This is a genomic window from Caulobacter sp. ErkDOM-E (genome assembly GCF_048541895.1).
In the GTDB taxonomy this organism is placed as follows: Bacteria; Pseudomonadota; Alphaproteobacteria; order Caulobacterales; family Caulobacteraceae; genus Caulobacter.
The window spans coordinates 1,735,916-1,753,340 of the sequence record NZ_CP183331.1; the positions used below are offsets into that span (position 1 = coordinate 1,735,916).

The following is a 17,425-nucleotide window of genomic DNA, read 5'->3' on the forward strand; positions in this document are numbered from 1 at the left end:
GATAACAGCCGCGCGGAGCGCTCCGGCCACGGCCGAAACGGTACTCCTCTACACACTCCTCCGGGCCTGGCCCGGACGCTCCGCCGCCTCCCCAACTTGCCGGTCAGACCGGCGAGGCTGCGAACCCGTGCGGTCTCGCTTTAGCGGCAGATTCCAGGATCAGCATTTGTCGTGACGGAGAGCCGCGCGGCGCGATAGGCTGGCGACCATGCCGATGCCTTCCGTCACCCATCGCGCCGCCGCCCAGTGGCGCGCCGGCGCCCCGATCCAGCCGATTGAGCGCGCCGTGCCCGACGAGGTCGCGGTGGGGCTGTCGTTCAACGGCCGCCCCCACACGGTGCTGATGGCGACGCCGGCCGATATCGAGGATCTGGCGCGGGGCTTCACCCTGACCGAAGCCATAGCCGGCGCGGGCGACATCCTGGCCATCGAAGTCACGCAGGCGGAACTGGGCCTGATGGCCGACGTACGGCTTGCCTCGGCAGCTGCCCCCCGCAAGGCCAGGCCCCGCACGCTTGAGGGGCGGTCCAGCTGCGGGCTGTGTGGCGTGCAGCGTCTGGCCGACGCCGTGCGCCCCCTGCCGCGGGTCGGTGAGGGCCGGGCGGTGGCGCATTCGGCGATCCAGCGGGCGCTCGACGCCCTGGCCGAAACCCAGACCCTGGGCCGGCTGACGCGGGCGACCCACGCCGCCGCCTTCGCCGATGTTGAAGGGCGCATCCTGCTGTCGCGTGAGGACGTCGGCCGTCACAACGCCCTGGACAAGCTGGCCGGGGCGATGGCCGCCAGCGGTCTCGACGCCGACGCAGGCTTTGTGCTGGTGACCAGCCGCTGCTCGTTCGAGATGATCGAGAAGACCGTCCGTATCGGCTGCCCGATCCTGGTGGCGGTGTCGGCGCCCACCGATCTGGCCATCCGCAAGGCGGAGGAGGCGGGCCTGACCCTGGTGGCTCTGGCCAGGTCTGACGGCCACACGGTGTTTACCCGCGCTGATCGGCTGGTCGAAACCGCGATGGAGATCGCCTGATGGCCGATCCGAAGATCCCCTCCAGCAAGATCCCGGGCGTTCGCGCCTATGACAGCCCGGCCGGCGGCTGGGGCGCATTGAAGGCTGTTGCTGGGGCCCTTTCCGATCAGGAGACGGTGATCGAGGGCGGGCGCACCCTGCTGTCGGCCAACCAGCCCGAGGGCTTCGACTGCCCCGGCTGCGCCTGGCCTGATCCCAAGCACACCAGCTCGTTCGAGTTCTGCGAAAACGGCGCCAAGGCCGTGGCCTGGGAGGCGACCAGCAAGCGCGCTTCGCCCGAGGCGTTCGAACGCCACACGGTGAGCGAGCTGCTGACCTGGAGCGATCACGCCATCGAGGATCTGGGCCGGCTGACCGAGCCCATGGCCTATGACGCCGCCAGCGACCGCTATCTGGCGATCGGCTGGGACGAGGCCTTCGCGCGAACCGGGGCGGCGCTGCGGGCGCTGGACCATCCGGACCAGGCCGAGTTCTACGCCTCGGGCCGGGCCTCGAACGAGGCGGCGTTCCTGTATCAGCTGCTGGGCCGCCGGTTCGGGACCAACAATTTCCCCGACTGCTCCAACATGTGCCACGAGCCGACCAGCGTGGGCCTGCCGGACTCGATCGGCATGGGCAAGGGTTCGGTGACGCTGGAGGATTTCGACCACGCCGACCTGATCCTGTGCTTTGGCCACAACCCCGGCACCAACCATCCCCGGATGATGGGAACCCTGCGCGAGGCGTCCAAGCGCGGCGCAGCGATCCTGGCCTTCAATCCGCTGCGTGAACGATCACTGGAAAAGTTCGCCTCGCCGCAGGACGCGATGGAGATGGCGACCCTGTCTTCGACGCCGATCGCTTCGGCCTATTACCAGCTGACCATCGGCGGCGACGCCCTGGCGGTGCAGGGCATGATGAAGGCGGTGCTGGCCCTGCAGGCCGTCGATCGCGACTTCATCTCCGAGCACACCGCCGGCTTCGAGGCGCTGGTCGAGGCGCTGGACGTCCTGACCTGGGAGGAGATCGAAGCGGGTTCCGGCCTGTCGCGCGCCCAGATCGAGGAGGCCGCCGGCGTCTATGCGCGGTCAAAGGCGACCATCCTCTGCTACGGCATGGGCCTGACCCAGCATCGGGACTCGTCGGGCACGGTGCAGCAGCTGGTCAATCTGCTGCTGCTGAAGGGCAATATCGGCCGGCCGGGGGCGGGGATCTGTCCGCTGCGGGGCCACTCCAATGTGCAGGGCGCGCGCACTGTCGGGGTGGCCGAGAAGCCGGGGGCCGCCCTGCTCGATTCCCTGCGCGACGTGTTCGACTTCGAGCCGCCGCGCGAGCATGGCCACACGGTGGTCGAGGCCATCGAGGCGATGGAGCGGGGCGAGGCGACAGTGTTCCTGGGCCTGGGCGGCAATTTCGCCGTGGCCGCGCCCGATCCGATCCGCACCTTCGCCGCCATGCGCCGGCTGGACTTCGCCGTCCACATCGCCACCAAGCCCAACCGAACCCATCTGCTGGTCGGCCAGGAGAGCCTGCTGCTGCCGTGCCTGGGCCGCACCGAGATCGACATCCAAGCCAGCGGCCGCCAGGCGGTGACGGTCGAGGACTCGATGTCGATGGTCCATGCCTCCCGGGGGCTGAACCCGCCGGCTTCGGAGCAGCTGAAGTCGGAGCCGGCCATTGTCGCCGGCATCGCCCGGGCGGTGCTGGGCCAGGATGACGCCGTCGACTGGTCGGGGCTGGTCGCTGACTACGACCGCATCCGCGACCTGATCGCCCGCGTGTTTCCGGGCGCCTTTGACAACTATAATGAGCGCATCCGCGTTCCCGGCGGCTTCCGCCTGCCGGTGCCGCCGTCGGATCGGGTCTGGAAGACCGCCTCGGGCAAGGCCAATTTCATGGCGCACGCGCCCAAGGCCGGCGATCCGCGTCAGGGCGATCCCGACGTGATGATCCTGACCACCCTGCGCAGCCACGACCAGTACAACACCACCATCTATGGCCTGGACGACCGTTATCGCGGGGTGTTCGGCCGGCGCGACGTGGTGTTCGCCAATCCCGACGATATCGCCGCGCGCGGCTTGTCGTCCGGTGATCGCATCGACCTGGCCGCCGCCTTCGACGCCGGCGGCCAGCGGGTGGTGCGCGGCTTCACCCTGGTGGCGCGCGACATCCCACGCGGATGCCTGGCCGCCTACTATCCCGAGACCAATATCCTGGTCGATCTGGACGATCGCGACACCCGCAGCGGCACGCCGGCCTACAAGTCGGTTCCCGTGCGTCTCAGCGCGGCCTGTGGGGACGAGTCGCTCAACTAAAGCGATTGTTAGGAAAGGTCGCTGTAACCTCCCGCAACTTTCGGGGAGCGGGCTTTGCACGACGGGATTTCCGTGGAGGCGGTCAAGGTGTCAGAGCTGGGCGCGCCAGAACGCGCCCGGTGGAACGCCCTGCGTCGGGCCAACCCCTTGCTGGGCAGCCCCTATTTCGACCTTCGCTACCTCGACGTCGCCGGCCAGATCGCGCCCGGCGCGGCCATTGCGGTGATCCGGCGGGGCGACGAGATCGAGGGCTTCCTGCCGTTCCAGCGGCGCGGCGCCCTGATCCAGCCCCTGGCCGCGCCGATGAGCGACAGTCATGGCCTGGTCGCATCCGCCGACACCCGCCTGGACCTGACCGATATCCTCAAAAAGCTCGGCGCCCAGCGTGCGCGCTTTGGCGGCTTGATCGCTCCGGGAACGAACGAGGGGCGCGGGCTTTCGGTGCGCAACGCCATGGCCGCCGACGTCTCTGCCGGTTTTCCGGCCTATGAGGCCGGACGCAGCGCGGGATTCCTCAAGGACAAGCGCCGCCGGCTGCGGGCGCTCGAGCGTGACCACGGGCCCGTGCGTTTCAGTTTCGATGCGCCCACCGCCGCGATGCTGGACCGGATCATCGCCGGCAAGCGCCAGCAGCTTCGTCGGACCCACCAGTACGACATCTTCGCCTGCGGCTGGACCAGCGCCCTGCTGCACCGCCTGGCCGAGTCTGGGGAAGCCGACTTTGGCCTGAAGCTGGCGGTTCTGCGGGCCGGCGACGCGATCGTCGCGGCCGAGCTGGGCCTGACCAGCGGCGATCGCCATCACCTGTGGTTTCCGACCTACGATACGGCCTATGCGCGCTACTCGCCGGGCAGCCTGATGACCCTGGAGACCCTGCGCGCGGCTGCGGAGCAGGGGATCGCCCGGGTTGATTTCGGGCCTGGCGGCGAGGCCTACAAGCGCGACTTCGCCGAGCCGGCCGAGCCGGTGTTCGAAGGCATGATCCATACCCGTCCCCAGGCTATCGGACGCCAAGGCCTTCCGGGTCTGACCCGTCTGTCGCGCCGCTTTGACGGGATCATGGCCTGCGAGCCCGGGCTGGTGGGGCAGGTGCGGGGCGCTTCGTCCTTTGTCACGGCCATGACCCGTCGTCATCCGCGCGTCGGGGCGGGCGTCGGCCTTGGGGTCGGCCTTGGTCTCAGTCTCACGCTCTTGGCCGACTAGGGAGTTTTCGATGTCCGATCTGATCGCCGCCTGGTCGCCCGAGCAAAAGAACGCCTTCGGCAAGACGCCCATCACCTTTCAGCACAGGCTTCTGGAGTCGCGTCTGTTCGAGGACGAGACCCTGGCGCGGGTGCTCGACGCCTATCCGGCCGAGCTCTACGACATCAACCTGTTCGACTTCGACGCCGACGGCCAGCACACCATGCGCACCGGCGCGCGGGGGCGGCGCTCCGGCCAGGAGGTGCTGGAGGGCGTCAAGGAAGGCCGCATCTGGGTGCAGCTGCGCCGGGCCGAGGCCTGGTATCCGCAACTGGGCCCGCTGATCGAGGCGGCGTTTGCCGGGATTGCGGGTCAGGCGCAGGGCTTCAAGCCGATCCAGCTGAATGGCCAGCTGATCCTGTCGGCGCCGGGCGCCAAGGTGCCGTTTCACGCAGATGCGCCCGGGGTGGTGCTGTTCCACCTGCGGGGCCGCAAGCGGATCTGGATCTATCCGCCCGACGAGACTCACATGCCTCAGAAGGGCATGGAGAACATCCTGCTCAAGCAGCAGACCGAGGACCTGCCCTACCGCCGGGAGATGGACGCCGCCGCTCAGGTCTTCGACCTGGAGCCCGGCCTGGCCGCCGCCTGGCCGCTGCATGCGCCGCACCGCATCGAGAACCTCGGGACGTTCAATGTCTCATTGTCGGTGGACTATCAGACTTGGGAGTCCCGCCTGATCAACGGCGCGCACTATGCCAATGGCGTGCTCAGGCGCTGGGGCATGCCCGTGGCGGCGATGGACAAAACCCCGGCTGTGGCGCGGGCCGGCCTGTGGGCGGCGTCTCTGGGCCTGAAACGCGCGCGTCTGGTCGAGGACCGGATCAAGGGTTTCGAGCGCAGTTTCGAGCTGGGAACGGACGCTCCGTCTGAAGCGCGACCTTGAGGCCGATTTGTGACATCGCGGTCATGACCGCGAATTAAGTCGTCTCGCCCGGCGGGCGCCGCTAGCTTTCCCTCATCAACGCCATCCGACAGGGGAAATATCTCGATGCGCGCACTTCTCGTTCTGGCCGCCGGCGCGGCCGCCTTGGGTTTCGCTGGCGTCGCCTCCGCTGCGCCTTCGGTCCGGATCAAGGATGCGGTCGCCCGCGTCGTGGTGATCCCAGAAGCTCGTAACGACATCAAGGTGGAGTTCCTCACCACCAACAAGAGCCTGCCCTTGAGCATCCGGCGGGATGGCCCGGACACCATCGTCGACGGCAATTTGCGCATGAACAAGATCCATGGCTGCAACACCAAGATGGGCCAGACCACGATCAAGGTGCGCGGCGTCGGTGAAGTGAAGTGGGAGGATATCCCGCAGATCGTCATTCGCACGCCGATGCGGGTCGATGTGTCCGGGGCTGGCGCCGTGTTCGGCAGCATCGGCCGCAGCGACAGCCTGGAACTGGCCAATGCCGGCTGCGGTGACTGGACCGTCGCCAACGTAAAAGGTCAGCTGGAAGTCAGCCAGGCGGGCTCAGGCGACACCAATGTCGGCGCGGCGGGTTCGGCCGAGATCAGCATCGCCGGCTCCGGCAGCGTGAGGACCCAGGAGGTTGCGGGCGACTTCACGGTCTCGATCGCCGGTTCGGGCGACGCCGGGGCGGCGAGTGTCGGCGGCAAGGTCGAGGTCAACATCGCCGGTTCGGGCGACGTGGCGATCGCCGGCGGTCGCGCCAGGTCGATCGAGGTCAGCATCATGGGCTCTGGCGACGTGACCCATGACGGCGAAGTCGGTGACGTCGAGGTCTCGGTGGCCGGCTCTGGCGACGTGCGCATCGCCAAGGCGACCGGCAATGTCAGCAAGTCGGTGGCCGGCTCGGGTGACGTCTATATCGGCCACTGAGCCGCGTTCGACGATCACACATATATATAGAGAGTGAAGGCCCCGGGACGGATGTCCCGGGGCCTTCCGCTTTTCAGGCTCGCCGCGTTTAGCGGACGCCGAAGCCGAACAGCGTGCCAGCGTCGATCAGGTCGGCGCCGGCCGCGTCGCGGGCCTTCAGGCTGCCGCCGAAGGTGTAGCGCACGCCGATCTTGACCGCGTCCGACTTCAGGTCGGCCAGGTCTTCGCTTTCGGTGTGGGTGTACTTGCCGAAGGTCGACCAGCCGGTGTTGGCGAACTTGTATTCGCCGCCCAGGCTGGCGTCCCACGCCTCGGCTTCCACCAGGGTGTCGAGCTTCGAATAGCCCAGGCCGCCGTCGAGACGGAAGTCGTCGGTCACGAAGTAGCGGGCTTCACCGCGCACGGCGTACAGGTCGGCGTCCAGATCGTTGGACTGGCCATAGGCCGCCAGGCCCGACAGCGTGACATTGCCCAGGTACTTGTGGGCTTCGGCGCCGACGGCCCACAGGGTGTCGTTGCTGGGACGCGACAGGGCGGTGAAGCCGCCGACGCGCCAGGTGTCGCCGATCTTGGTGGTCAGGTGGACGGCGCCCGAAGCGACGGTTTCGTCGCTGATGTCGTTGTCCGAGACGGACACGTCGCCATTGACGGTGACAGTCCAGGCCGCGCCGACCGGAACGGCGACGGAGCCGTCGATCTGCACCGACGTGCCGTCAGCGCCGAACGTGCGGGTGTCGACGTCGGTGTAGTTCACGGCGGCGCCGACCGAACCGACTTGCTGGGCGAAGGCGGGAGCGGAGACGGCGAAAGCCAGCACGGCGGCGGCGGCGAAAAGTTGGGTCTTCATAGTGGGTAATCCCCTTGCTTGAGTAGCCCCGGCGCTGGCGGTCATTAGGGGGAGGGGCCACCAGTCCGCCGGGGAGGGGCGGCATCTATGGCGCGTTGCCGGGCGCCACAAGGGCAATGGCCGCGCTTCAGGGTATTTTGATGCGCATTTATGACACTTGAAAGATCGATATCGAGACCTACGCGGGTGCACACGCACGTTCTTACCCATGTCACGGTGTTATTCGACAATCCCATGACAGATGAGGGGTTGCGGAGACGGGCCCAGGCGCCTATCCAGAAGCGGCTCGCCGAGTCGCCTCAGTTTCTGGCGCGACAAGGCAAGCGGAGCGCTTGACGAAACCGGATTCGGAACGTACAAGCGCGCCTCTGTTGGACCGGCTGTGAGCTCTAGGGCTCAAACGCGGTTCGCGAGACGCCCGGACATAGCGCCGCCAACCTTCTTTCGAGAAGGGGCGCAATATCTGGACATAACCCCCACGGGCAACCGTGAGGGCCATTTGTTTTGCGGACGCTGCGTTCGAACTCTCCCGAGGGTTCGAGTTGGTCTTTGAAATGGTTCGAGACGCGGGCGCAGCCCACTAGGAAACCGAGCGATATGGATCGTCAGAACATCCGCATCCGGCTCAAGGCCTTCGATCACCGCGTGCTGGATCATTCCACGCGCGAGATCGTCAATACGGCCAAGCGCACTGGTGCGACGGTACGGGGCCCGATCCCCCTGCCCACGCTTATCGAGAAATTCACCGTCAACCGTTCGCCGCACGTCGACAAGAAGTCGCGCGAACAGTTCGAGATCCGTACGCACAAGCGCGTTCTCGATATCGTTGACCCGACTCCGCAGACCGTGGACGCGCTGATGAAGCTCGACCTGTCGGCCGGCGTTGACGTCGAAATCAAGCTGTAAGGAGGGCCGAATCTTATGACTCTCCCCGCAAATCGTACTGGCGTGATCGCCAAGAAGCTCGGCATGACCCGCTTCTTCGATGAAACCGGACAGCACATCCCGGTCACCGTCCTGTCTCTGGATGGCTGCCAGGTCACCGCTCAACGCACCCAGGAGAAGGACGGTTATACCGCCCTCCAACTCGGCGCTGGTGCCAAGAAGCCGAAGAACACCCCCAACGGCATGCGTGGCCACTTCGCCAAGGCCTCGGTTGAACCCAAGCGGGTTGTCGCCGAGTTCCGCGTCGAAGAAGCCGCTCTGATCGAAGTGGGCGCGGAAATCACCGCCGACCACTACGTTGCCGGCCAGAAGGTCGACATCCAGGGCGTCACCGTCGGTAAGGGTTTTGCCGGCGCCATGAAGCGCTGGAACTTCGGTGGTCTGCGCGCAACCCACGGCGTCTCGGTCTCGCACCGTTCGCACGGCTCGACTGGTCAACGCCAGGATCCGGGTCGGACGTTCAAGGGCAAGAAGATGGCCGGTCACCTGGGTCAGGAAACTGTCACCACGCTGAACGTCACCGTCTGGAAAGTCGATGTCGAGCGCGGCCTGATCCTGGTCAAGGGCGCTGTCCCCGGCCACGAAGGCAGCTACGTGAAGGTTCGCGACGCGATCAAGAAGGCCCCTCCGGCCGACCTGCCGCGTCCGGGTGCCTTCCGCAAGGCTGGTCAGGCTCCGGCGACCGCCGCTGCTGAAACCCCCGCTGAGGAAGCCCCCGCGGCATCGACCGAAGAGGGCGAAGGCTAATGAAACTCGACGTCATCAAACTGGACGGCGGCAAGGCCGGCTCCGTTGATCTCGACGACGCCATCTTTGGCATCGCCGACATCCGCGGCGACATCCTGCAGCGCGTCGTCACCTGGCAGCTGGCCAAGCGCCGCTCCGGCAACCACAAGATTCAGGTCCGTAACGAGGTCTCTCGCACGGGCAAGAAGATGTACAAGCAAAAGGGCACCGGCGGCGCTCGTCACGGTTCGCGCCGTGCGGCTCAGTTCGTCGGCGGCGCCAAGGCTCACGGCCCTGTCGTCCGCAGCCACGCGTTCGATCTTCCCAAGAAGATCCGTGCGATGGCTCTGCGTCACGCTCTCTCGTCGAAGGCCAAGGCCGGCTCGCTCATCGTGCTGGACAACGTTGCTCTGACCGATCCGAAGACGGCCGCCCTGCGCGCCACCTTCGACAAGATGGGTCTGAAGAATGCTCTGGTCATCGCGGGTCCGGAAGTGGACGGCAACTTTAAGCTCGCCGCCCGCAACATTCCGAACATCGACGTGCTGCCGAACGCCGGCCTGAACGTCTATGACGTGCTGCGTCGCCACACCCTGGTCCTGACCAAGGACGCGGTGGATGCGATCTCGGCGCGTTTCGCTGAGAAGGAAGCCGCGTAATGGCCGCAACCGCCCGCCACTACGACACGATCCTGTCGCCGGTGATCACCGAAAAGGCCACCCTGCTTTCCGAGCAGAACAAGGTTGTCTTCCGGGTGTCCGCCGATGCGTCCAAGGACGAAATCGCCGCCGCAGTCGAAGAACTGTTCAAGGTCAAGGTCACCAAGGTCAACACCATGGTCACCAAGGGCAAGACCAAGCGCTTCCGCGGCATCATCGGACGTCGTTCCGATGTCAAAAAAGCCATCGTGACCCTGGCCGAAGGCCAGTCGATCGACATCACGACGGGGCTCTAGTCAGATGGCCTTGAAGCACTTTAACCCGACCAGCCCAGGCCAACGCGGCCTGGTCCTGATCGACCGCAGCGAGCTCTACAAGGGTCGTCCCGAGAAGAAGCTCGTTGAAGGCCTGACCAAGTCGGGCGGTCGCGGCGGCAATGGCCGTATCGCTGTCCGCTTCCGCGGCGGCGGCGCCAAGCGCCTGTATCGCCTGGTCGACTTCAAGCGTCGCAAGCAAGGCGTGGCTTCGGTTGTTCGTATTGAATACGACCCCAACCGCACCGCGTTCATCGCCCTGATCAAGTATCAGACCGATGGCGAGCTCGCCTACATCCTGGCCCCGCAGCGCCTCAAGGTTGGTGACGAAGTCGTCACCGCCGACAAGGTCGACGTGAAGCCGGGCAACACCTCGCCGCTGCGGACCATGCCAATCGGCACGATCATCCACAATGTCGAGCTGAAGCCCGCCAAGGGTGGTCAGATCGCTCGTTCGGCTGGCGCTTACGCCCAGCTGGTCGGTCGTGACGCCGGTTATGCCCAGATCCGCCTGAACTCGGGCGAGCTGCGCATGGTCCTCGACACCTGCCTGGCCACGGTTGGCGCAGTCTCCAATCCCGACCACATGAACCAAAACCTCGGCAAGGCCGGTCGTGTTCGTCACATGGGTTTCCGCCCTCACGTTCGCGGCGTCGCCATGAACCCGGTCGACCACCCCCACGGTGGTGGTGAAGGCCGGACCTCGGGCGGTCGTAACCCGGTGACCCCGGCCGGCAAGCCGACCAAGGGCGCCAAGACCCGCGTCAACAAGGCCACGGATAAGTTCATCATCCGTTCGCGCCACAAAGCGAAAAAGGGCCGCTAAGCCATGACACGCTCCGTCTGGAAAGGCCCGTTTGTTGACGGGTACCTCCTGAAGAAGGCCGACGCATCACTGTCGTCGGGCCGCAAGGATGTCATCAAGACCTGGTCGCGTCGTTCGACGATCATGCCGCAGTTTGTCGGCCTGACCTTCGGCGTCCACAACGGTCTCAAGCACGTCCCCGTTATCGTGTCGGAAGACATGGTTGGTATGAAGTTCGGCGAGTTCGCTCCGACCCGCAACTTCCCCGGCCATGCTGCCGACAAGAAGGCGAAGAGGAAGTAGGCCATGAGCCAAGCTAAACAACCTCGCCGCCTGCCGGCCAACGAAGCGATGTGTAAGGTTCGCACCTTGCGCACCAGCGCTCGTAAGCTGAACCTGGTCGCTCAGTCCATCCGTGGCCTGAACGTCCAGCGCGCTCTGAACGAGCTCGAATTCAGCCACAAGCGCATCGCCCAGGACGTCCGCAAGGCGCTGTACTCGGCCATCTCCAATGCCGAGAACAACCACAACCTCGACATCGACTCGCTGGTCGTGTCCGAGGCCTATGTGGGCAAGAACCTGGTGATGAAGCGCTTCTCGCCCCGCGCCCGCGGCCGTGCGACGCGCGTTGAAAAGCCGTTCTCCGAGATCACCATCGTGGTCCGCGAACTGGGTGAGGCCGCCTAATGGGTCAGAAAGTCAATCCGGTCGGGCTTCGGCTCGGCATTAACCGCACCTGGGACAGCCGTTGGTTCGCCGACGGCGCCCAGTACGGCAAGCTTCTGCATCAGGACATCGCTGTCCGTAAGATGCTCAAGAAGCGGCTCTATCTGGCTGGCGTCTCGCGCATCATCATCGAGCGTCCGCACAAGAAGTGCCGCGTCACGATCTATGCCGCCCGTCCGGGCGTCATCATCGGCAAGAAGGGCGCTGACATCGACAAGCTCCGCAAGGACCTGTCGATCATGACGGAAGGCGAGGTTCACCTGAACATCGTCGAAATCCGTAAGCCTGAAACCGACGCCCAGCTGGTGGCCGAGTCCATCGCCCAGCAGCTCGAGCGCCGGATTGCCTTCCGTCGCGCCATGAAGCGGTCGATCCAATCGGCCGTCCGTCTTGGCGCCAAGGGCATTCGCATCAACGTGTCGGGCCGCCTCGGCGGCGCTGAAATCGCGCGGATGGAATGGTATCGCGAAGGTCGCGTGCCGCTCCACACCCTGCGCGCTGACATCGACTACGGTTTCGCGGAAGCCAAGACCACCTACGGCATCATCGGCGTGAAGACCTGGATCTTCAAAGGCGAAGTGCTGGAGCATGACCCGATGGCGCTCGACAAGCGTCTCGCCACCGAGTCCGGCCCTGCCGGCGAAGGTGGTGGGCGCGAGCGCGGCGATCGTCCCGACCGGGGCGACCGCGGCCGTCGCGATCGGGGCTAAGGATAGAGCGCTATGCTGTCACCGAAAAAAACCAAGTACCGCAAGCAGTTCAAGGGGCGCATTCATGGCGTCTCCAAGGGCGGCACCCTGCTGAACTTCGGCTCCTACGGCCTCAAGGCCGTTGAGCCGGAACGCATCACCGCTCGCCAGATCGAAGCGGCTCGTCGGGCGATCACTCGCCAGATGAAGCGCCAAGGTCGCGTGTGGATCCGCATCTTCCCCGACGTGCCGGTCACCGGCAAGCCGGCCGAAGTCCGGATGGGTAAGGGCAAGGGCGCCGTGGATCACTGGGCCGCGCGCGTCGCGCCGGGCCGGATCATGTTCGAAATCGACGGCGTGCCGGACGATGTCGCTCGCGAAGCTCTGCGCCTCGGCGCGGCCAAGCTGCCGATCCGTACCCGTGTCGTCACCCGCATCGACGCAGGTGCGGCTCTGGAGGCCGAAGCGGCATGACCAAGATTGCTGACATCCGGGGTATGACGCCCGACCAACTCGCCGAGCAGCTGCTCAGCCTCAAGAAGGAGCAGTTCAACCTGCGCTTCCAGGCCGCGACCGGTCAGGTGGAAAAGACCCACCGCGTTGGTGAGATCCGTAAGGATATTGCCCGCATCAAGACCGTGCTGCGCGCCAAGGCCGCGGCTTAAGGAGAACGATATGCCCAAGCGTATCCTCGAAGGGGTTGTCGTCTCCGATAAGGGCGACAAGACCGTAGTGGTTAAGGTTGAACGGACCATCGTTCACCCGCTGCTCAAGAAGATCGTGCGCCGCTCCAAGCGGTACCACGCTCATGACGAGTCCAACGCGTACAAGACCGGCGAATCCATCAAGATCGTCGAGTGCGCTCCGAAGTCCAAGCTGAAGACCTGGGAAGTCCTTCCCAAGGTCTCGGCTTAAGTCTGGAAGGTTTAAACCATGATCCAGATGCAAACTAACCTGGAAGTCGCCGACAACTCCGGCGCTCGCCGGGTCATGTGCATCAAGGTGCTGGGTGGCGCAGGTCGTCGCTACGCCAGCGTCGGTGACGTGATCGTCGTGTCCGTGAAGGAAGCCATTCCTCGCGGCCGCGTGAAGAAGGGTGACGTGCTTCGCGCCGTCGTCGTTCGTGTCAACCAAGGCATGAAGCGCAAGGACGGTTCGCTGATCCGCTTCGACAAGAATGCTGCGGTCATCGTCAACAAAGCGAGCGAGCCGGTCGGCACGCGGATCTTCGGCCCGGTTCCTCGTGAACTGCGCGCCAAGAACCACATGAAGATCATCTCCCTCGCGCCCGAGGTGCTGTAATGGCTGCCAAGATCAAGAAGGGCGACCGCGTTGTCGTCCTGGCGGGCAAGGACAAGGGCAAGCAAGGCTCGGTGTCTGAAGTTCGTCCGAAGGAAAACCGCGTCATCGTGGAAGGCGTGAACCTCGTTCAACGTCACACCAAGGCGACCCAGGCCGACCCGCAAGGCGGCATCAAGAGCAAGGAAGCCGCGCTGCACGTCTCGAACGTCGCCATCGTGGATTCCAACGGCAAGCCCACCCGCGTCGGCTTCAAGATCGAAGGCGACAAGAAGGTGCGCGTGGCCAAGACCACGGGCGAGGTGATCAATGGTTGATCAAGCTTACGAGCCGCGGCTGAAGTCCGAATATCGCGCGCGCATCCGCGCCGCGATGAAGGAACAGTTCGGCTACACGAACGAAATGCAGATCCCCAAGCTGGACAAGATCGTCCTGAACATGGGTATCGGCGAAGCTGTCGCGGACTCCAAGAAGGCCCAAACGGCCATCAAGGATCTCACCCTGATCGCTGGTCAAAAGCCCGTCGCCACCAAGGCCCGCAAGTCGATCGCCGGCTTCAAGCTGCGCGAAGGCATGATCGTCGGCGCCAAGGTGACGCTCCGCAAGGACCGGATGTACGAGTTCCTCGACCGCCTGGTCACGATCGCGCTGCCGCGCGTGAAGGACTTCCGCGGCCTGAACGGCAAGAGCTTCGACGGCCGTGGCAACTATGCCATGGGTCTGAAAGAGCACCTGGTGTTCCCGGAAATCAACTATGACCAGATCGAACAGATCTGGGGCATGGACATCATCGTCTGCACCACTGCGAAGTCCGATCAGGAAGCCAAGGCGCTCCTGAAGGAATTCCAGTTCCCGTTCACGAATTAAGAGCGGGCAGGGAAACACACCATGGCCAAGAAAAGCGCCGTCAATCGTAACGAGATGGTCAAGACTCTCGTCAAGCAATTCGCCGACAAGCGCGCTGCGCTCAAGGCAATCGCCAATGACGACAGCCTGCCGCTCGAGGATCGCTTCGAAGCTCGTCTGAAGCTCGCGAAGCTGCCGCGTAACTCCTCCGCTGTTCGCATTCGTAACCGTTGCGAAGTCACGGGCCGTCCGCGCGCCTATTATCGCAAGCTGAAGATGAGCCGTATCGCGCTCCGCGAGCTCGGCTCGTCGGGCCAGATCCCCGGCCTCGTCAAGTCGAGCTGGTGAGGACGATCATATGTCGATGAACGATCCCCTGAGCGACCTGATCGCTCGCATCAAGAACGCCGCCACGCGCAAGCGCGCCAAGGTTGCGACGCCGGCTTCCAAGCTGCGCGCTCGTGTCCTGGACGTGCTGGCCGACGAAGGCTACATCCGCGGCTACTCGCTCGTCGAGAAGCCCGGTGCGTTCCCCGAATTCGAGATCGAGCTCAAGTATTTTGACGGTGAGCCCGTGATCGCCGAAATCGCACGCGTCTCCAAGCCGGGCCGCCGCGTCTATTCGTCGATCAAGGACCTGAAGCCGATCAAGAACGGCCTGGGCATCTCGATCCTTTCGACGCCGAAGGGCGTCATGTCGGACTCCGCCGCACGCGACGCTAATGTCGGTGGCGAAGTCCTCTGCCGCGTCTACTAGGCGCGGGAGGGAAAGAGCATGTCACGTATCGGTAAAAAAGCCGTCGCGATCCCCTCGGGCGTGAATGTCACGATCGACGGGCAGACGGTCACGGTGAAGGGCCCCAAGGGGCAACTCGCCTGGACCATCGCAGACGAGATCGTCGTCACCCAGGAAGGTTCCGACCTCCTCCTGGTGGCTCGCGACGAGAGCAAGCGCGCCAAGTCGATGTGGGGTCTGTCCCGCACGCTGGTGGCCAACATGGTGCAAGGCGTCACTGCCGGCTTCGAGGAAACCCTCGAACTGGTGGGCGTCGGTTACCGCGCCGCGATGAAGGGCGATGCGCTCTCCATCCAGCTCGGTTTCAGCCACGATGTGAACGTCGAGCCTCCGGCTGGCGTCACCTTCGCGGTTCCGAAGCAAACCGAAATCAAGATCGCCGGTGCTGACAAGCAGGCGGTTGGCGAGATTGCCGCGAAGATTCGCCGCATTCGTCCTCCCGAGCCCTACAAGGGCAAGGGCGTTCGTTATGCCGGCGAAAAGGTTCGCCGCAAGGAAGGCAAGAAGAAGTAAGCCATGGCGCTCACACCTCGCGAATCCGCCGTGCGTCGTGCCCAACGCACCCGCACCCGCCTCAAGGCCCTGTCCAACGGTCGTCCGCGTCTTACGGTCTTCCGTTCGTCCAAGAACATCTACGCCCAGATCATCGATGATGAACGCGGCGTGACCCTGGCTGCCGCCTCCACCCTCGAAGGTGAAGGCAAGACCAAGGGCGCGGACAAGGACGCGGCTGCACTGGTCGGCAAGCTCGTCGCCGAGCGCGCCATCGAAAAGGGCGTCAAGGACGTCGTCTTCGATCGCGGCGGCTACATCTTCCACGGTCGGGTGAAAGCCCTGGCCGACGCCGCGCGCGAAGCCGGCCTGAATTTCTAAGGGAAATCACAGCATGGCTCGTGGTGATCAACAGCGTGGAGACGGCGGCCCCAATCGCGGCCGTCGCGACCGCAACGCCCCCGAAGAGCGGGTCGACAGCGACATCGTCGAAAAGCTCGTCCACATCAACCGCGTCGCCGCCACCGTTAAGGGCGGCCGTCGCTTCAGCTTCGCTGCTCTGATGGTCGTTGGCGACCAAAAGGGCCGCGTCGGCTTCGGTCATGGCAAGGCGCGTGAAGTGCCGGAAGCCATCCGTAAGGCGACCGAAGAAGCCAAGAAGACCATGGTCCGCGTCCCGCTCCGCGAGTCGCGCACCCTGCACCACGACGGCTACGGCCGTTGGGGCGCTGGCAAGGTCATGATGCGCGCTGCCCCTCCCGGCACGGGCGTCATCGCCGGTGGTCCGATGCGCGCGGTTCTCGAAACCCTGGGCGTCCAGGACGTTGTGGCCAAGTCGACGGGTTCTTCGAACCCGTACAACATGGTTCGCGCCACGTTCGAGGCCCTGAAGGTTCAATCGTCGCCCCGCCAGATCGCCGCCAAGCGCGGCAAGAAGGTTGGCGACATTCTCGGCCGCCGCGCCGACGGAGCTTCGGCTCCGGACGCCATCGAGGGCTAAGACATGGCTGAAGCTAAAACCGTCAAGGTTCGCCAAACTGGCAGCCCGATCCGCCGCAACGCCACCCAGCGCGCAACACTGGCTGGCCTGGGTCTCAACAAGCTGGGACGCGAGTCCGAGCTGGAAGACACCCCCTCGGTTCGCGGCATGATCCGCAAGGTCCAGCATCTGCTGGAAATCGTCGAGTAGGTCTGCTACACGACGCCGAAATCGCCACCCCGGTGAAAGCCGGGGTGGTTTTCGTTTGAAGTTCCGCCTTCCGATCCCATCGGGAAACGAGGGCAGGGCGACGGACGATCTTCAATTTTTCAAGCCGAGTCTGGCCCCTGGCCAGGCGCAGATCTCCAAGGAGAGGCACACATGACCAAGCTTAATGAACTCGCCCCGACCCCAGGTTCGACCAAGGGCCGCATGCGCGTTGGCCGTGGTCCCGGTTCGGGCAAGGGCAAGACCGCCGGTCGCGGCGTCAAGGGCCAGAAGGCGCGCTCGGGCGTCGCCATCGCAGGCTTCGAAGGCGGTCAAATGCCGCTGCACATGCGTATGCCTAAGCGCGGCTTCAACAACCCCTTCCGCCTGGACTTCGCTGAAGTGAACCTGTGGCGCCTGGAACAGGCTGTCGAAGCTGGCAAGCTGAAGGCCGGCGCCGACGTCTCGGTGGCCGACCTGGTCGCCGCCGGCGTGATCCGTCGCGAACTGGACGGCGTGAAGCTGCTGGGCAAGGGCGAGATCAAGTCGGCCCTGAAGCTGACCGTCTATTCGGCGACCGAAGCGGCCATCAAGGCCGTTGAAGCCGCCGGTGGTTCGGTGACCGTGACCAAGAAGGTCAAGGTTCAAGCCGAAGACGCCAAGGCCTAAGTCCATATTGTCATCCCGAGGGCGCGCTGGCCGCG

The 17,425-nt window shown here is 65.0% G+C and carries 27 protein-coding genes and 1 pseudogene; 27 read left to right on the forward strand and 1 reads right to left on the reverse strand.

Annotated elements, in window-relative coordinates:
- Positions 1-208: 208 nt before the first annotated feature.
- From fdhD to ACN2C7_RS08490, 5 genes are all read left to right on the forward strand, one after another.
- A complete protein-coding gene (gene fdhD / locus ACN2C7_RS08470; RefSeq protein ID WP_419321075.1) occupies positions 209-1,024 on the forward strand; it encodes a formate dehydrogenase accessory sulfurtransferase FdhD in 816 nt (271 codons plus the stop codon).
- Positions 1,024-3,318 carry an FdhF/YdeP family oxidoreductase gene (locus ACN2C7_RS08475; RefSeq protein ID WP_419321077.1) on the forward strand — a complete coding sequence of 765 codons (2,295 nt, stop codon included), beginning with the start codon at positions 1,024-1,026 and terminating at the stop codon, positions 3,316-3,318. Before fdhD ends, ACN2C7_RS08475 begins: the two co-directional genes overlap by 1 nt.
- Before the next feature lie 54 nt (positions 3,319-3,372).
- Entirely contained in the window at positions 3,373-4,521 is a 1,149-nt protein-coding gene (locus ACN2C7_RS08480; RefSeq protein WP_419321079.1) for a GNAT family N-acetyltransferase, read from the forward strand.
- 10 nt (positions 4,522-4,531) lie between these two features.
- Complete coding sequence (locus ACN2C7_RS08485) at positions 4,532-5,446, forward strand: transcriptional regulator (protein WP_419321081.1); 915 nt, start codon at positions 4,532-4,534, stop codon at positions 5,444-5,446.
- 105 nt (positions 5,447-5,551) lie between these two features.
- Positions 5,552-6,391 carry a GIN domain-containing protein gene (locus ACN2C7_RS08490; protein WP_419321082.1) on the forward strand — a complete coding sequence of 280 codons (840 nt, stop codon included), beginning with the start codon at positions 5,552-5,554 and terminating at the stop codon, positions 6,389-6,391.
- An 88-nt stretch (positions 6,392-6,479) separates the two neighbouring features.
- Here ACN2C7_RS08490 and ACN2C7_RS08495 read toward each other — a convergent pair whose 3' ends face one another.
- Positions 6,480-7,238, reverse strand: coding sequence for a hypothetical protein (locus tag ACN2C7_RS08495; protein WP_419321084.1), 759 nt, complete (start codon positions 7,236-7,238; stop codon positions 6,480-6,482).
- Between the two features lie 382 nt (positions 7,239-7,620).
- Here ACN2C7_RS08495 and ACN2C7_RS08500 point away from each other — a divergent pair.
- The 22 genes and pseudogenes from ACN2C7_RS08500 (at position 7,621) to rplO (ending at position 17,390) form a co-directional block, all read left to right on the forward strand.
- Positions 7,621-7,822: pseudogene (locus tag ACN2C7_RS08500) on the forward strand (hypothetical protein).
- Between the two features lie 13 nt (positions 7,823-7,835).
- A complete protein-coding gene (gene rpsJ, locus ACN2C7_RS08505; protein ID WP_004616952.1) occupies positions 7,836-8,144 on the forward strand; it encodes a 30S ribosomal protein S10 in 309 nt (102 codons plus the stop codon).
- 15 nt (positions 8,145-8,159) lie between these two features.
- Positions 8,160-8,930 (forward strand): 50S ribosomal protein L3, encoded by a 771-nt coding sequence (rplC, locus tag ACN2C7_RS08510; protein WP_419251734.1) that lies wholly within the window; start codon positions 8,160-8,162, stop codon positions 8,928-8,930.
- The gene (gene rplD / locus ACN2C7_RS08515; RefSeq protein ID WP_419321086.1) at positions 8,930-9,568 is read left to right on the forward strand and encodes a 50S ribosomal protein L4; all 639 of its coding nucleotides are present in this window, start codon (positions 8,930-8,932) and stop codon (positions 9,566-9,568) included. The genes rplC and rplD overlap by 1 nt, the downstream gene beginning before the upstream one ends.
- On the forward strand, positions 9,568-9,864 hold the full coding sequence (locus tag ACN2C7_RS08520) for a 50S ribosomal protein L23 (protein ID WP_419251732.1): 297 nt from the start codon (positions 9,568-9,570) through the stop codon (positions 9,862-9,864). The genes rplD and ACN2C7_RS08520 overlap by 1 nt, the downstream gene beginning before the upstream one ends.
- A 4-nt stretch (positions 9,865-9,868) precedes the next feature.
- The gene (gene rplB / locus ACN2C7_RS08525) at positions 9,869-10,708 is read left to right on the forward strand and encodes a 50S ribosomal protein L2 (RefSeq protein WP_419251731.1); all 840 of its coding nucleotides are present in this window, start codon (positions 9,869-9,871) and stop codon (positions 10,706-10,708) included.
- Positions 10,709-10,711: 3 nt separating this feature from the next.
- On the forward strand, positions 10,712-10,990 hold the full coding sequence (gene rpsS, locus ACN2C7_RS08530) for a 30S ribosomal protein S19 (RefSeq protein WP_419251730.1): 279 nt from the start codon (positions 10,712-10,714) through the stop codon (positions 10,988-10,990).
- A gap of 3 nt (positions 10,991-10,993) precedes the next feature.
- A complete protein-coding gene (gene rplV / locus ACN2C7_RS08535) occupies positions 10,994-11,374 on the forward strand; it encodes a 50S ribosomal protein L22 (protein WP_035049356.1) in 381 nt (126 codons plus the stop codon).
- Positions 11,374-12,123 carry a 30S ribosomal protein S3 gene (gene rpsC, locus ACN2C7_RS08540; RefSeq protein ID WP_419251729.1) on the forward strand — a complete coding sequence of 250 codons (750 nt, stop codon included), beginning with the start codon at positions 11,374-11,376 and terminating at the stop codon, positions 12,121-12,123. Before rplV ends, rpsC begins: the two co-directional genes overlap by 1 nt.
- 12 nt (positions 12,124-12,135) lie before the next feature.
- Positions 12,136-12,576, forward strand: coding sequence for a 50S ribosomal protein L16 (gene rplP, locus ACN2C7_RS08545; RefSeq protein ID WP_419251728.1), 441 nt, complete (start codon positions 12,136-12,138; stop codon positions 12,574-12,576).
- Positions 12,573-12,767, forward strand: coding sequence for a 50S ribosomal protein L29 (gene rpmC, locus ACN2C7_RS08550; RefSeq protein WP_035049361.1), 195 nt, complete (start codon positions 12,573-12,575; stop codon positions 12,765-12,767). Before rplP ends, rpmC begins: the two co-directional genes overlap by 4 nt.
- 10 nt (positions 12,768-12,777) lie before the next feature.
- Positions 12,778-13,017, forward strand: coding sequence for a 30S ribosomal protein S17 (gene rpsQ, locus ACN2C7_RS08555; RefSeq protein WP_062145542.1), 240 nt, complete (start codon positions 12,778-12,780; stop codon positions 13,015-13,017).
- An 18-nt stretch (positions 13,018-13,035) separates the two neighbouring features.
- Positions 13,036-13,404, forward strand: coding sequence for a 50S ribosomal protein L14 (rplN, locus tag ACN2C7_RS08560; protein ID WP_035049365.1), 369 nt, complete (start codon positions 13,036-13,038; stop codon positions 13,402-13,404).
- The gene (gene rplX / locus ACN2C7_RS08565; protein ID WP_419321087.1) at positions 13,404-13,718 is read left to right on the forward strand and encodes a 50S ribosomal protein L24; all 315 of its coding nucleotides are present in this window, start codon (positions 13,404-13,406) and stop codon (positions 13,716-13,718) included. The genes rplN and rplX overlap by 1 nt, the downstream gene beginning before the upstream one ends.
- Positions 13,711-14,268 carry a 50S ribosomal protein L5 gene (rplE, locus tag ACN2C7_RS08570; RefSeq protein WP_062145545.1) on the forward strand — a complete coding sequence of 186 codons (558 nt, stop codon included), beginning with the start codon at positions 13,711-13,713 and terminating at the stop codon, positions 14,266-14,268. Before rplX ends, rplE begins: the two co-directional genes overlap by 8 nt.
- Positions 14,269-14,289: 21 nt before the next feature.
- Positions 14,290-14,595 carry a 30S ribosomal protein S14 gene (gene rpsN / locus ACN2C7_RS08575; protein WP_419321089.1) on the forward strand — a complete coding sequence of 102 codons (306 nt, stop codon included), beginning with the start codon at positions 14,290-14,292 and terminating at the stop codon, positions 14,593-14,595.
- Between the two features lie 10 nt (positions 14,596-14,605).
- On the forward strand, positions 14,606-15,004 hold the full coding sequence (rpsH, locus tag ACN2C7_RS08580) for a 30S ribosomal protein S8 (RefSeq protein ID WP_062145548.1): 399 nt from the start codon (positions 14,606-14,608) through the stop codon (positions 15,002-15,004).
- 18 nt (positions 15,005-15,022) lie between these two features.
- The gene (gene rplF, locus ACN2C7_RS08585) at positions 15,023-15,556 is read left to right on the forward strand and encodes a 50S ribosomal protein L6 (RefSeq protein ID WP_419321091.1); all 534 of its coding nucleotides are present in this window, start codon (positions 15,023-15,025) and stop codon (positions 15,554-15,556) included.
- A 3-nt stretch (positions 15,557-15,559) separates the two neighbouring features.
- Positions 15,560-15,916: a 50S ribosomal protein L18 gene (gene rplR, locus ACN2C7_RS08590; RefSeq protein WP_035049377.1), complete on the forward strand. Its 357-nt coding sequence runs from the start codon at positions 15,560-15,562 to the stop codon at positions 15,914-15,916.
- Positions 15,917-15,929: 13 nt separating this feature from the next.
- Positions 15,930-16,535 (forward strand): 30S ribosomal protein S5, encoded by a 606-nt coding sequence (gene rpsE / locus ACN2C7_RS08595; protein WP_419251723.1) that lies wholly within the window; start codon positions 15,930-15,932, stop codon positions 16,533-16,535.
- Positions 16,536-16,538: 3 nt separating this feature from the next.
- Positions 16,539-16,724 carry a 50S ribosomal protein L30 gene (gene rpmD / locus ACN2C7_RS08600; RefSeq protein WP_419321093.1) on the forward strand — a complete coding sequence of 62 codons (186 nt, stop codon included), beginning with the start codon at positions 16,539-16,541 and terminating at the stop codon, positions 16,722-16,724.
- 171 nt (positions 16,725-16,895) lie between these two features.
- Positions 16,896-17,390, forward strand: coding sequence for a 50S ribosomal protein L15 (gene rplO / locus ACN2C7_RS08605; protein ID WP_419321095.1), 495 nt, complete (start codon positions 16,896-16,898; stop codon positions 17,388-17,390).
- Positions 17,391-17,425 lie beyond the last annotated feature (35 nt).